The sequence below is a fragment of the Hydrogenimonas sp. genome, from assembly GCF_029932565.1.
GTDB lineage: Bacteria > Campylobacterota > Campylobacteria > Campylobacterales > Hydrogenimonadaceae > Hydrogenimonas.
On sequence record NZ_JAOZPV010000041.1, the window covers coordinates 1,752 to 15,892 of the forward strand.

The following is a 14,141-nucleotide window of genomic DNA, read 5'->3' on the forward strand; positions in this document are numbered from 1 at the left end:
CTGGACGATATCGAACCGCCGTCGAGAGGGTGGTTTGGTTGGTTATTCGAGTAGGTTTTTCCTGCTCGAATAACCAGCAGTGGGTAGTAGGTAGTGAGACACTTCACTTGGTGGGTAGTTTTTTACTCTTAATACTTGACAAATTCTACAAAACCTTATATAAACATAAAACAAAGCCGCTTTGCGGCCTTTCCAAAACTTTTAACTATTGGTTTTTAACTTTTAATTTGAAAAGGGGGTTGAATGCAGCTTAGCGATTACAGTGCATTCCCAGCAGATATTCCGGTCATCGTAGAGGATGATCTTTTTCTCTATCCATTTATGATTTCACCCATTTTCCTAAGTGACGAAAAGAATGTCCAGGCGGCTGTCGAGGCGGTTGAAACCAATTCGCTCGTTATGGTCTGCCCGACCAAACCGGGGTATGAGGGTGAACGCAGTTTCGATGCGATCTACAATGCCGGTGTCATCGGTTCGATCATGCGGAAGGTGACACTTCCCGACGGGCGTATCAAAGTTCTGTTCCAGGGGCTGGCAAGGGGACGCATCATCGAGGAGATCAACAGCTCTCCGCTGATCGCGAAGGTGGATGTGATTCACTCCAAACCCTACAGCGAGCTGAAACTCGATGCACTGATGGAGGTGCTTCGCGAAAAGCTGCGGCAGCTCTCCCAGGTTTCGAACCAGTTTCCGCCCGATCTGATCCGAACGATCGAAGAGAATCACGAGCCCAACCGGATCGCCGATCTGATTTCGAGTACAATCAAGATCAAAAAGCCGGAAGCGTACGAACTCTTCATCGAAGAGGATGTGGAGCAGCGGCTTCTGCTTCTCATTGACATCATCAGTGCCGAGATCGAGGCGAGCAAGCTTCAGAAAGAGATTCGCTCCAAAGTCCACAACCGCATCGAGCAGGTCAACAAAGAGTATTTCCTCAAAGAGCAGCTCAAGCAGATCCAGCAGGAGCTCGGGACCGACACGCAGCGGGAAGAGGAGATCGAGGAGTATTACAAGAAACTCGAGGCCAAAAAGCCCTATATGAACGAGGATGCCTTCAAAGAGGTCAAAAAGCAGATCGAACGGTTCGCGAGAATGCATCCCGATTCCGCCGATGCCAATATGATCCAGGGATGGCTCGACTGGGTTCTCGAGATTCCTTTCGGCAAGCTGGCGAAGAAGCACCTGAAAATCGACGATGTCCAGAAACAGCTCGACAAAGACCATTACGGACTCAAAAAACCGAAAGAGCGGATCGTCGAATACTTTTCGGTTCGCGAACTGGCAGAACTGCGCGGTGTGGCCGATAGAGAGATCAAGGGGGCGATTCTCTGCTTCGCAGGTCCTCCCGGTATCGGAAAGACATCGCTGGCCAACTCCATTTCCCAGGCGCTGAAGCGTAAACTCGTGCGCATCGCCCTTGGCGGTCTCGAGGATGTCAACGAACTGCGCGGACACCGCCGTACCTATATCGGTGCGATGCCGGGTCGTATTGTCCAGGGGCTTATCGATGCACAGGAGATGAATCCGGTCATGGTGCTCGACGAAATCGACAAAGTGGGCCGAAGCATGCGGGGCGACCCGACATCGGTGCTGCTGGAGATTCTCGATCCGGAGCAGAACAATGCGTTTCGGGACTACTATCTCAACTTCAACATCGATTTGAGCCAGGTCATCTTCATTGCGACGGCGAACGATGTGGGATCGATTCCCGGCCCGCTTCGCGACCGCATGGAGTTCATATTCCTGAGCAGTTACACGCCGCAGGAGAAGTATGAGATCGCCAAGCGTTATCTGATTCCGCAGGAGCTCCGCAAGCATGCCCTCAAAAAGAGAGAGTTTTCAATTACGAAAGCGGCATTGGAGATGGTGATCGAAAACTATACGCGCGAGGCGGGTGTGCGAAACCTGCGCCGGCGTCTTGCCGACATGATTCGAAAAGCGGCCAAGATGATTTTGAGCGATCCTTCTATCGACAAAGTGTCGGTAACGGTGAAAAATCTTCAGGAGTTTCTCGACAAACCGATCTTCGAGATCGACGAGACCGACAACGTGCCGATGGTCGGCATTGTCAACGGGCTCGCATGGACGGCTGTCGGCGGAGATGTCCTGAAAATCGAAACCATAAAAATAAAAGGGAAGGGCGGCCTACAGCTGACAGGAAGTCTTGGTGATGTGATGAAAGAGTCGGCACGTATCGCACTGAGTGTCGTCAAAACACTGATCGACCAGGGAAAACTTCCCATCGACGACCGTATTATTCCAAAGAGTGCCAAAGAGCGTGACGAAAGGCTCAAAGTCGAGCCGAGCGAGGTCTACAAACGGTACGATCTCCATATCCACATTCCCGAAGGTGCGACACCCAAAGACGGACCGAGTGCGGGTATCACGATGGCGACGGCGATCGCCTCGATCTTCGGCGAATACAAGGTGCATCCGGATGTCGCGATGACAGGTGAGTTGACTCTGACGGGCAAGGTATTGCCGATCGGCGGACTCAAAGAGAAACTGATTGCGGCGTACAAGGCGAAGATGAAAAAAGTGTTGATACCCGAGAAAAACTACAAGCGTGATCTGGATGACATTCCCGATGTCGTCAAAGATGCATTGGAGATTGTGCCGGTCAAACGGATCGAAGAGGTCCTGAAAGAGGCGTTGATCGGAATGAAAAGTTAAAAAAGAAGAGAAGAGGAGTCGGGTTTCGATCCCCCTCTCTTTAGATGGATTTTAGAGTGAAGTTAGACGCTCGATTTTTGCCATAATGTCGTTTTCACGGACCGGCTTGGCGATAAAATCGTTGGCTCCGCTGTTGAGTGCCTCCGTCTTTTTCGACTCGTCGGTCGTCAGTACGATGACAGGTATCTTCTGAAGTTTCGGATCGGAATTCATGATCTGCAAAACGGCGATACCATCCATGATCGGCATGATGATATCGAGAAGCACCATATCGATGTCAGGGAAGTCCCTCAAAAGCGTAATCGCTTCCTGCCCATCGGATGCTTCGATGATTTCACCGATATTTGGGTGTTTTTTGAGCATGGCTGCCATCAATTTTCTGTTGATCATATCATCGTCGACAACCAATACTTTGATTCCACTCATTCACTTATCCTTCGTTTTTCATAAATTTTTCGATAATCAGGCGTATCAGATCGCGATTGACCAGGTTGATAATCACTTCATCGCAGAGTTTGCGCTCTTTTTCGTCCACTTTTGTTGACGGATCGGTCATCAGGATCAATGCAGCCTGTGGTGCGCTCATTTTGATTTCACCCTGCAACGGCTCCAGCGCGAGACTCTCTGTCTCTTTGTCAACAAAGACGACGGCGACATTCTCGTTCAGCTTGTCTGCCAGCTCTTTCGGATTTTCGGCGACATCGACTTTGTAGCCCAGCTGGTGCAAAAGATTGGCGAAAATTTTACCCTCTAACGGACTTTTTTTCAAGACCAGAATCGTATCGGCATTCGATTTCGGTTTTTCGGTCTCTTTGGCCGGCTCGGTCTCTTCACTCACTTCGTCGAAGCTGACCGCTACCTCACCGCTTGTAGCTGCAGCCGCAGCTTTTTCCGCCTTTTGAGCACTTGGAGATGCAGTCTGGGCGGCAGCCTCTTTTGTGAACATCTTGTCACCAAGGAACTTTTTGAGGATCGAGACGATCTCTTCGCGGATCAGCGGTTTGGTCGTATACTCGTCGAGCCCCTCCGCCAGAAATCTCTCCCTGTCACCTTTCAGGGCGTTGGCGGTCAGTGCCACGATCGGAATGTGCGGGATGTTCTCATCCTCTTCATAGTCGAGAATTTCGTGTGTCGATTCGACCCCGTCCATAACCGGCATCGAGATATCCATGAAAATAATGTCATAATCGCCGCTTCGTCTCTTCTCGAACGCTTCGAGACCATTGTCTGCCAGTTCGACGGTCAATCCGAGATCTTCCAGTGTCCGCTTGATCAGCTTCTGGTTGATCGTATTGTCTTCGGCTACGAGTGCTTTCGCATTGAAACCGATATGGTCGATATCCAGAAGCGGCCGCCTTACCTCTTTGACGACTTCCGATGTTGCCGCTTTCAGCAGCGAGATGATCTTCGTGACATTGACCGGTTCATAGATGATCTTTTCGCAATGGAGCTTCAGTGCCTCGATGCGCTTCTGCTGGGTCGATTTGATAATGACGTTGCAGTGCAGCGGGGTTTTCCCCATTTTGCGCAGATCGTTGTCGGAAGCGTAGTCTGCATCGATCAGTGCCGACTGGGTCTTCTTCTCCGTTGCGAGTTTGATCAACTCTTCCGGGGTGCCGAACGGTATCAGTTTCGCACCGAAGTAATCCATATACTCCTTGATGTATTCATCCTGCTTTTTGCTCTGTGAAGGCGACGTGAAGAAGGCGACGAGCACTTCGGTGAACTGGTCGCGCAGGTCTTCGTTCATCTGCGGGAGCTCTTCGAATTCGAGCGTAAAGAAGAATCGGGTGCCTTTGCCCAGTTCGCTTTCGAGATCGAGTTTGCCGCCCATCAGTTCCGCATACCGGGCCGAAATGGTCAGACCCAGGCCGGTACCGCCGAATTTTCGTGTGACACTCGTATCGGCTTGCGAGAAGGCTTCGAAAATGTGTGCCTTTTTGTCCGGAGAGATACCGATACCCGTGTCTTCGACACTGAAGCTGATGGCGCACCTGTCCGGTTCGCTCGCATGGACTTTTCTGACTTCGACATTGATCGAACCGCCCTGGTTCGTGAACTTGACGGCGTTGCTCATCAGGTTGATCAGAATCTCTTTGATCTTTGTCGGATCGCCTTTGATCGGCTGATTCAGGCGCGGATCGATAAAGCATGCGAGGTTGACATGTTTTTCCGCAGCTTTGACGGCATAGATTTCGATGGCACTCTCGAACTCTTCGATCGGGTTGAAGACGATATTTTCGATTTCGACTTTGTTGCTTTCGATTTTCGAGAGGTCGAGAATGTTGTTGATGATTTCCAGAAGGTTTTCCGAACTTTTCTCGATAATGCTGACGAACTCTTTCTGCTCGCCTTTGAGTTCCGTGTTTTTAAGCAGTTCCGTAAAGCCGACAATACCGTTCAACGGTGTACGGATTTCGTGACTCATGTTGGCGAGGAAGAGCGATTTCGCTTCGCTCGCCTCTTCGGCACGCTGCTGTTCGCGGCGTGTCTCTTCGATGATCGCCTGCAGCAGTGCATACGCTTTTGCCGTTCCCTCCGGCGTATCGAGGTTGATATCCATCTTCTGGTTGGTCGATTCGGCGACGTTCTGCAGAATTGTTTCGAGGTTTTTGATATTCTGCGTGATCTCGCGGCTTACGATGAAGCCGATGATGGCAAGGATGATAGAGATGATCCACAGGGCGCCCGAGGCGACAGCGATATACATCTGCTCCTGCAGTGTTTCCGCCGCTTTGTTGTTCATCTCTTTCATGATGACTTTCTGGGCATTGACCAGAATGGAGATCTTTTCGGTATTGAGGTTGAACCAGAGTGTCGGGTCGATTGTATAGTATCCGTCGTTGATCGAGTGGAGAATTTCGGTACGTGCCTGTGCCAGTTCGTCGAATATCTCTTTTGAGTCTTCATTTTCGAGAATCGTCTTGATCCGCTGTTTGAGCTCCATGTCGTTGATAAAGCCGAATTCGAACGTATCGGCCTGCCCGATATAATGGATCCATTTGCGGAGCTCCTCATCACTCATCTTGGTATAGCGGGTCAGGATGTAGGACATGAATCCGCGTTCGATACCGCTTGCCTCTTTCGCCTTTGCAAAACTGATAAACGCTTTCGCTTCGTTTGTAATCTCGTTGTCTGGACCCAGTGCCGTGACTTGATCGATCTCGTCGAGCAGCGCTTTGATCAGGACGGAATAGTACTTGAAAAACGCCTGGTCAAAATCGATCTGCAGGGCATCGATCTGCTGGCGCTTCTGATTCAAAAGACCAAGGAGCATCGTTACCAGTTTTTTCGCTTTGATCTCCGGATGCAGCGTGAGGTACTGCTTGAAGATCTCCACCTGCTTGTCGACCGCCTTTCGCTGGTTGCCCAGTGAATCTTTGATCTTTTTGCCATTGGAAGCGATGTAGATCGACGTCATGCCGCGCTCTTTTGCCAATTGCGTTGCCAGGTCGTTTACGATGGTGCTGTACGCCATCTTTTCATTGAATGTCTGGCCTTTGATATAGTTCGTCGTCGATTGATAGAGAAAATAACTCGCAAACCCCAACAGCAGAAGGATGGGTAGGAGTGAAATAAGTTTAAGTTTACTGCGTATACCTACTTGCATGCGTCACCTCGGTTCATAGTGGAATTTTATATTTGGCAGCGATGGCACTGCACTCGTCGGCTCCGGCGCCTCTGCCTTCTTTCAGAAGTTTCATTGCACCCTTCTTGTCCGGATTTTTTTGAAGAAGATAGGCCTCGCCCAGATAGCACTTGGCACGTGCGTTACCCATTTCAACCGCCTTGTTGAGAAACCGTTTGGCTGCCGGTATGTTACGGTCGGTTCCTTTGCCTTTCAGATAGAGCAGGCCGAGAAAAAACTCCGCCTGTGATGCTCCCTCTTCTTCAACAGCCATTTCGAATAATTTTTTTGCCTCTTTGAAGTTCCCCTGTTTGTATGCACGCATACCGTCGGAAAAGTAGCTGGCGAAGCCCAGCAACGGTACCAGGAGAAGTATTAGCAGAAATCTGTTTTTCACGCGAATTCCTTTGCCATTGTTTTGCTTAATGCCGCCAATTTTGAGTAGAAGGCTCGCAGAGGTTTTTCGGCCGCTTCAAGTGTCTGGGCGTGCTGCACCTCTTCCATCAGTGCACGCATGTCTTCGATACGAAGATTGGCTGCCACACCTTTGAGTTTGTGGGCGACTTCGTTGATCGTGGTGATCTCTTCGTTTCCAAACGCCGTTTCAAAATTGACTTTTTCTTCTCTCGCCTGTTCGACAAAGTCATTGACAAATTCGACGATAAGAGATTCCGGAAGTCCCAGCGCATTGGCCGCTTCGTTGGGATCGAACTCAATGGTTTCGCCTTTGTCGATTTCCTCTAGCACCAGGGTGTTGACAGCTGTTTCGCTCTCTCCGCTCTCTGCCGCCGTAACTGCCGGTTTCTCTTCGACCTCTGCTTCGGCTGTTTCGGTTGTCTCCGCTAACAGAGCGCTTTTTTCTTCGGGTTCCTTCGTTGCCGGTGCGTAGAGTTCCGCCAGTTGGTGGATGTAGGTATCGATTTCGTTCCAGAGTGCGATGATGCGTTCATCCTCCTCTTCGGCCAGAATCTCTTCGAGTGTCTGGGCAAGGGGATCCATCATCAGATTCGATGCGATTCCCTTGAGTTTCATCGCCTCTTTTTTGACAATGTGGAGATGGTTGCTCTGCATGGCCATCTTCACTTCGTGGATGTCGGCGAAATAGGTGTCGACAAACTCTTTGACGAACGCTTTGACCATCGTTTCCGGGAGTCCGAGTGTACCGGACACTGTGCGAATATCCGGCATCTCGAGCGATGAAATGTTTGTTTCCGATTGCGGTGCAGCTGCTTCGGAGGCAGCATCCATGGGTTCCGCAGACATTGCAGCGGTCTCTTCGATGGCAATTTCGGGCAATTCTTCATTGACCGGTTGGCCCGCCTCTGTCCCGATCTCTTCGGTTGCGGCAGTTTCCTCTGGTTTCAGTTCGATTTCCGGCTGCTCTTCCAGTGCTTTGAACGCTTCGTCAAGCGAAGGTGCCGTCTCCGCTTCCTCTTTTTCTTCCGTTGCTTCACTCTCTTCGTCGCCGAATGCAAAGTCGACCAGATCGAGCGGTTCATCTGTCGGTCTGGCAGATGTTTCGACTGCGACCGGTGTCTCCTCCACTGTGGAGAAGTCGACGATCTTTTCCGTTTTTTCCTCTTCTTCGGCGAAGAGCGGTCTCTCCTCTTCCGTTTCGCCAAACGTGATACTCTCGACCGATGTTTCCGTTTCGGGTTCCGGTGTGCCTTCGTACGTTTCATAGGCTTTGTCGATCATCTCGTGGTCGAGATCGGCATCGTTAAAGACCGCGCTTTCCGTCGGCGCTTCGAAGTAGTCTCCGGCAGCCGAACCTTCAGCGAGTTTCAGATTTTTAAATTCGATCTGATAGTAGTACTCCGGTGTCTCCTCTTCGATGTCGATAGGAAAAAGAAGTTCGAGTTCGAGTGTGCATTCATATGTCGCATTGTCGCGGGTGTTGATCAGAACGCGCTTCTGTTCCGGGTTGGCGTTTCTCAGAAAACTGAGCCACGAGAAGTTTTCGAAATTGTAGATATATCCAGGTTTTTTGACAAAGAGTTCGCTGAAATCGTTATGGCTGTCCAGAAACTCTGCGATATCGTTGTATCCGGCAAGCTTGAGAGCCTTTTTGGATACACAGTGCAGTTTCCCGTCATTTTTGTAAATTAACACGGTTATCCTTTTTTCTCATCTTCCAACATCTGCGCATAGGTGTTCATTATCGAGATGACATCGATCCGTTTTGCAGGATGTCTGGCCGCGATATATCCGACTTTGACACCGCCCTTGAAAATCGGTTTGACATATGTCTCTAACCAATAATATCGGCCATCTTTGCGAAGATTTTTAACAAGTCCCTGCCATTCCTTATCGTTTTGAATGGTATCCCACATCTGTTTAAATGCCGCTTTTGGCATATCCGGGTGCCTGATCAGGCTGTGAGGCTTGCCGATCAGCTCCTCTTTCGAATAGCCGGAAATTTCGACAAATTTCCGATTGGCAAAGGTGATAATTCCATTCAGATCGGCTTCGCTGATGATGACACCGTCTGCAAATGTATACTCTTCATCTATCGGGATGGGACGATTCATTCATGCTCCAGTAATCGTAGTTTTTTCTGCATCGTTCTCGGGATCAGACCATCCGAATACATTATTTCGATTTGGACTGTGATCTATGAAAAATCATAACACAATGAACTACAATCGCTACTTATCTTCCTGGACTTCCTCTTTGTGAGTTGGCTCATTCCCGACGGGTCCATGGAGATATTCAATAATCGACCAAGCATCGTTTTTATTAAGTACATGGGTCAGTGTATCGATATCGGCATGTTTGACCGCCTCGAACGAACCGAAATAGTCGATAAGACGCTTGACTTTGGCCGGGCCGATCCCCCTGGCTTCCAGCAGAGAAATCTTTTTATCCTCTCTGAGACGCTGCTTCTTGTGAAACGCGATCGCGAAACGGTGTGCTTCGTCGCGCAGTCGCTGAAACCACTGCAGCCTGGGGTCGCTCGGCATCAGGCGAAGTTCGCCTTCATCGGTATAGAGGAGATCTTTGGCCGATCCCTTGGCGCGATGGGCTTTCGCGTCGATCTTCTCCTTGGCGATACCGACGACCGGCAGGTTGATGCGATGCTGTTTCAGCAGGGTTGTCGCCAGCTGCCGCAGCGTCTCCCCTCCGTCGATAACCCAGAGATCCGGTGGCGGCGACTTTTCGAACGATGCGATGCGCTGGTTCAGCATCTCCTTCATCTGGTGATACTCGTCCCGGGATCCGAGATTGTAGTGGCGGTAGGCCGATTTGTCCCAGTCTCCCTGGTCGTAGACGACCATCGCTCCCACGGGTGCCCTGCCCGCAAGATGGGAGTTGTCGAAAATCTCTATCCGCTCCGGAATGTTGGAGAGTCCAAGCAGGTTGCGAACCTGTTCGCCAATCTGGGGTTTCGGACGACTCTTCCGCTGTCTTAGAAGCTCCGCGGCATTCTGCTTTCCCAGTTCGACGAGCCGCTTCTTGCCGCCGCGTTGGGGGGTGACGATCGAAACGGTTTTGCCGATCCGTGTAGCGAGAAGCTTCGCGAGATCCTCCTGCTCCTCGAAGGGGTGGGCCGTCAGGATGGCGGTGGCGGTAAAGGGTGTCTCGGTCGTGTAGAACTCCAGGATACTTCGCCGGTAGACCTCTCCAAGATCCGAGTCGTCGTGCAGGTTCAGCCAGGTATGGCTCGATGCGACAATCTTCCCCTCCCGCATGAAGAGGCGCACCAGCACACCGCCATCTTCGTCGAAACCGACGGTGAAAATATCGAGATCCTCGAGTTTCGCGAGGTCGGCGCTGGAGAACTCTTCGATCTTGTCGATCGCTTCGATTCGGTCCCGTATCTGCGCCGCCTCCTCGAACCGGAGCGATTCGGCATAAAAATCCATCCGTTTCTGCAGCGCCTTTTTGATCTTCTGCTTGTTGTGGATATAGCTCAGGGCTTCGTCGACGAGCCTGGCGTAGCCTTCCTCGTCGATCCTGCCTTCGCATGGGGCCTTGCAGCGGCCGATCTGGTAAAAAAGACACGCTTTTTTCCCCTTCAGAGACCCCCGTTTCTGTACAAGGGGGACCAGCTCGTAGAGGGAATCGAGGATCGCCCTGGCACCATGGGGAAACGGGCCGAAATATTTCACCCGCTTCCCTTTGACGATTTTTCTGGTCAGCTCGAACCGCGGAAAAGGCTTGCTCCGGTCGATGTAGATATAGGGGTAGGTCTTGTCGTCGCGCAGAAGGATGTTGTATTTGGGTTTGAGCTGCTTGATAAGGGAGTTTTCGAGCAGCAGTGCATCGCTTTCCGACGAGGTGACGATCGTTTCGATGCGGACAGCCTGGGCGATCATCTGATAGATTCTCGGGGATAGATTGGGTGCCGGTGCGAGTTGTGGCGAAAAACGGAAATAGCTCCTGACCCGTTTTTTCAGACTTTTGGCTTTTCCGACATACAACAGGCGATCCTCTTTGTCGAAGTACTGGTAGACACCCGGTTTGTCGGGCAGGTTCTTCAGGGTTTCGGTCATCGGTCCAGATTGTCCCCGATCGTCTCTTTGAGTGCTTCGAAGGCCGCTTTGAGCGCATCGTCGTCCGTTTTGACCGCAAATGTGCCCTCTGCGCGCTCCCGGTAGTGCGGCACCGTCTCCGATGCGGGTTTCGGCTTCGGGGCAAATTTCGAAACGAAGGTTTTGACATGCTCGATGTTATGTTCGGCACATGCCTCTTTCAGGGGCGGAAGTGTGGTTAATAGGTTCTTAATTAAAGAGAGCTTATAATCAAACTCCATTTTGAAAGCCGGATGTTTCACTGCGAAAAAGAGGGTCCGGTTTTTGACATAGATAAAAAGAATGCCGCGCTGCAACGGTGCGGGAAGTGCTTCTTTGATCAGCCGGAAGCACTCCTGCTGATGCAGCTTCGCATAGATGGGGTGTGCAACGAGATGGGTAAGAACCGTATCAATCTTTTTCATATTATAATTATAGCATCACTCCTTGCGGGGTTTGCCGGCTGCGGACACAAAGCGCCGCCCTACTATCCGGATGAAAAACAGCAGGACAGCAGCCATGAGAACCAACTGTAAATACGACATCATCATTCTCGGTGCCGGGATCGCCGGACTCTATGCGGCACTCCATATCCCGAAAGAGAAAAACGCGCTGATTCTCTGCAAGGATATTCCCTGGGAGTGCAATACCTTTTATGCCCAGGGCGGTGTCGCCGCCGCGGTGGATGAGGAAGATGTGGCACTGCACATTGCCGATACGTTAAATGCCGGAGCCGGCCTTTGCAATGAAGAGGCGGTTCGGGTAATGGTCGAAGAGAGTCTCGACATCATCCCCGATCTGATACGCCGTGGCTTCGACTTCGACTGCGATGAAAAGGGCAATCTTCTCTATACCAAAGAGGCGGCCCACAGCCGGTCGCGCATCCTGCATGCGGGCGGCGATGCGACAGGACGCTACCTCCATCAGTTTCTGATGCAGAAAAATCCCCATCCGCTTGTCTACAATGTACGCGTCTTCGATCTGCTGCGTTCGGGTGACACCGTCTACGGTGTCCGTGCATTAATTAACGAAGAGATCAAAGAGCTCTATGCCGACGCCATCGTCATCGCAAGCGGCGGTGTGGGGAGCCTCTACGCCTACCATACCAACTCCCGCACCATCAGCTCCGATCTGCACGGTATCTGTCTCGAGCGCGGGATTCGCCTGGATATGATGGAGATGATGCAGTTTCACCCCACCGTCTACGTCGACAATCCATGGGCGAGAAAACAGCTCCTGACCGAAGCGCTGCGGGGTGAAGGAGCGGAAGTCGTCGATGAAGAGGGACGCCGTTTCCTCTTCGATTACGACGAACGGGGCGAGCTGGCCCCCCGCGATATCGTCAGCCGTGCCATTTTCGATTATCAAAAACGAAAAGGGAGCAAAGTCTACCTTAAGATGGACATGTTCGATGAAGAGTTTTTCGCCCATCGCTTCCCGAATATCAAAAAATCCCTCGCTTCGGTCGGTTTCAAACTCCCGAAGGACTGGGTGCCCATCTCCCCGGCCTTCCACTATGCGATCGGCGGGATCGTCTGCGATCTGGACGGGGTGGTGCCCGGACTCGAAAACCTCTATGTCATCGGCGAAGCGGCAAGCACCGGAGTGCACGGTGCGAACCGGCTCGCCAGCAATTCGCTTCTGGAAGGGCTGGTCTTTGGCCGTCGTGCCGCCCTGCACCTGATCGACAAAGGGTTCCGCTGGAGCCATAAACCGCCATTCGCCGAATTCAAGGGCAATCTTGTGGAAAAGGACGACACCATTTTGAAACAGCGCCTCCGCCGGACGATGTGGCAGGAGGTGGGCATCGTCCGAACCCGTTCGGGGCTCGAACGTGCCCTCGACTTCGTCGACGATGTACAGCATCTGACAATCGGACGGCTGCTCGGACTACGCCTCAAAACGGCCAGGAAAATCATCGAATCGGCACTTCAACGCCACGAATCGGTCGGGGCCCACTACATAATCAACGAATAACACCGATATATAACCAGACATTTGAGATGGGTTCTTAAAAAAACAACTCAAATACACTCCACTACATAAAGGAAAACCATGCATGAAGCGACCTTTCATCTAACGACTACCTGGGTCGGCATCATCGATTTTCTGATCTTCGTCGTCGCCTACTATTTCGTGGCGACGGAAGAGAGGTACGAGATCAACAAGGCAAAGCCGGCACTCTTCGCCGGTACCATGATGTTCATGATGATCGGGATCTATTTCGCCACCAATGGCATCGATCCCGAACCGCTGCACGAAGAGATGGGCAAACTGATCCTCGAGATCGCCGAAATCTTCTTCTTTCTCTTCGTGGCGATGACTTTCATCGAAACATTGATCGAGCGGAGGGTTTTCGACGTGCTCAAATACAAGCTGGTCTCCAGAGGGTATAGCTATAAAAAGCTTTTTTGGCTGACTGGCCTCATCGCCTTTTTCCTCTCTCCGGTGGCCGACAATCTTACGACGGCGCTGATCCTATCGACCGTACTCTTCACGATCGACAAGACCAAAACCGAGTTTCTGGTTCCCGGCGCCATCAATATCGTCGTCGCCGCCAACGCGGGGGGTGCCTGGAGCCCCTTCGGCGACATCACAACCTTGATGGCATGGACGGCCGGCAAGGGCGAGTTCATAGATTTCCTGACCCTTTTTATCCCCTCCGTCGCCAGCTGGCTGGTTACCGGATGGCTGTTGAGCCGCTACGTGCCGGATGGCATGCCCGCATTCAACGTTGAGACGGAGGAGATTCCCCAGCTCAAAGATGGGGCCAAGACGGTCATCTGGCTGGGCGCGTTCACGATCTTCGTCGCGGTACTGGGGCATCAGTTTTTCCACTTTCCGGCGATGTGGGGCATGATGTTTGGCCTCTCGATTCTCAAACTTCACTCCTACAAACTGCAGATGAGCGAGAATGCTGAAGGGTACGACGTCTTCGTCAACATGAAGAAGGTCGAAAACGATACGCTCCTCTTCTTCTTCGGTATCCTCTCCGCTGTCGGCGCACTCCACTTCCTGGGGTATCTGGAGTACATCCACGATCTCTACGGCCTTATCGGCGCCACGGCGGCCAACATCAGCGTCGGTTTCATCTCTGCCATTATCGACAACGTGCCGGTCATGAGCGCCATTTTGAAAGCGAGCCCGGAGATGGGCTTGGATCAGTGGCTGCTGGTGACATTGACCGCCGGTATCGGCGGCAGCCTGATCAGCTTCGGCTCCGCCGCGGGTGTCGGCGTGATGGGACGGCTCCGCGGCATATACACATTCGGTTCCCATATGAAAATGGCGTGGACGGTGCTGGTGGGCTACATAGTCGCAATGGT

The 14,141-nt window shown here is 51.7% G+C and carries 11 protein-coding genes; 4 read left to right on the forward strand and 7 right to left on the reverse strand.

Annotation, left to right across the window (positions count from 1 at the left end):
- Positions 1 to 254: hypothetical protein (locus Q1K24_RS06125; protein WP_300367515.1), on the forward strand; the 254-nt coding region annotated here is incomplete at its 5' end.
- Positions 244 to 2,673 (forward strand): endopeptidase La, encoded by a 2,430-nt coding sequence (gene lon, locus Q1K24_RS06130; RefSeq protein ID WP_300367518.1) that lies wholly within the window; start codon positions 244 to 246, stop codon positions 2,671 to 2,673. The genes Q1K24_RS06125 and lon, both read left to right, overlap by 11 nt.
- 51 nt (positions 2,674 to 2,724) lie before the next feature.
- Here the strand turns inward: lon and Q1K24_RS06135 are convergent, their stop codons facing one another.
- The 7 genes from Q1K24_RS06135 to Q1K24_RS06165 form a co-directional block, all read right to left on the reverse strand.
- A complete protein-coding gene (locus Q1K24_RS06135) occupies positions 2,725 to 3,099 on the reverse strand; it encodes a response regulator (protein ID WP_300367520.1) in 375 nt (124 codons plus the stop codon).
- Between the two features lie 4 nt (positions 3,100 to 3,103).
- On the reverse strand, positions 3,104 to 6,283 hold the full coding sequence (locus Q1K24_RS06140; protein WP_300367523.1) for a nitrate- and nitrite sensing domain-containing protein: 3,180 nt from the start codon (positions 6,281 to 6,283) through the stop codon (positions 3,104 to 3,106).
- A gap of 13 nt (positions 6,284 to 6,296) precedes the next feature.
- A complete protein-coding gene (locus tag Q1K24_RS06145) occupies positions 6,297 to 6,698 on the reverse strand; it encodes a hypothetical protein (RefSeq protein WP_300367525.1) in 402 nt (133 codons plus the stop codon).
- Entirely contained in the window at positions 6,695 to 8,413 is a 1,719-nt protein-coding gene (locus Q1K24_RS06150) for an Hpt domain-containing protein (protein WP_300367528.1), read from the reverse strand. The genes Q1K24_RS06145 and Q1K24_RS06150 overlap by 4 nt, the downstream gene beginning before the upstream one ends.
- A 2-nt stretch (positions 8,414 to 8,415) precedes the next feature.
- On the reverse strand, positions 8,416 to 8,832 hold the full coding sequence (locus tag Q1K24_RS06155) for a PAS domain S-box protein (RefSeq protein ID WP_300367531.1): 417 nt from the start codon (positions 8,830 to 8,832) through the stop codon (positions 8,416 to 8,418).
- A 117-nt stretch (positions 8,833 to 8,949) separates the two neighbouring features.
- Entirely contained in the window at positions 8,950 to 10,797 is a 1,848-nt protein-coding gene (uvrC, locus tag Q1K24_RS06160; protein ID WP_300367534.1) for an excinuclease ABC subunit UvrC, read from the reverse strand.
- Positions 10,794 to 11,240, reverse strand: coding sequence for a hypothetical protein (locus tag Q1K24_RS06165; RefSeq protein WP_300367537.1), 447 nt, complete (start codon positions 11,238 to 11,240; stop codon positions 10,794 to 10,796). The genes uvrC and Q1K24_RS06165 overlap by 4 nt, the downstream gene beginning before the upstream one ends.
- A 94-nt stretch (positions 11,241 to 11,334) precedes the next feature.
- On the opposite strand from Q1K24_RS06165, the gene Q1K24_RS06170 reads away from it, so the two are divergent.
- The gene (locus Q1K24_RS06170) at positions 11,335 to 12,792 is read left to right on the forward strand and encodes an FAD-dependent oxidoreductase (protein ID WP_300367540.1); all 1,458 of its coding nucleotides are present in this window, start codon (positions 11,335 to 11,337) and stop codon (positions 12,790 to 12,792) included.
- A gap of 78 nt (positions 12,793 to 12,870) precedes the next feature.
- Positions 12,871 to 14,141 (forward strand): sodium:proton antiporter NhaD (nhaD, locus tag Q1K24_RS06175; protein WP_300367543.1); only part of this gene is annotated, 1,271 nt, incomplete at its 3' end.

What these genes read in the sequence shown, in the direction of transcription:
- Q1K24_RS06135 (WP_300367520.1), bottom strand. Translation starts at nt 3,099, where the DNA reads ATGAGTGGAATCAAAGTATTGGTTGTCGACGATGATATGATCAACAGA.
- lon (WP_300367518.1), top strand. Translation starts at nt 244, where the DNA reads ATGCAGCTTAGCGATTACAGTGCATTCCCAGCAGATATTCCGGTCATC.
- Q1K24_RS06155 (WP_300367531.1), bottom strand. Translation starts at nt 8,832, where the DNA reads ATGAATCGTCCCATCCCGATAGATGAAGAGTATACATTTGCAGACGGT.
- Q1K24_RS06170 (WP_300367540.1), top strand. Translation starts at nt 11,335, where the DNA reads ATGAGAACCAACTGTAAATACGACATCATCATTCTCGGTGCCGGGATC.
- Q1K24_RS06165 (WP_300367537.1), bottom strand. Translation starts at nt 11,240, where the DNA reads ATGAAAAAGATTGATACGGTTCTTACCCATCTCGTTGCACACCCCATC.
- Q1K24_RS06140 (WP_300367523.1), bottom strand. Translation starts at nt 6,283, where the DNA reads ATGCAAGTAGGTATACGCAGTAAACTTAAACTTATTTCACTCCTACCC.
- uvrC (WP_300367534.1), bottom strand. Translation starts at nt 10,797, where the DNA reads ATGACCGAAACCCTGAAGAACCTGCCCGACAAACCGGGTGTCTACCAG.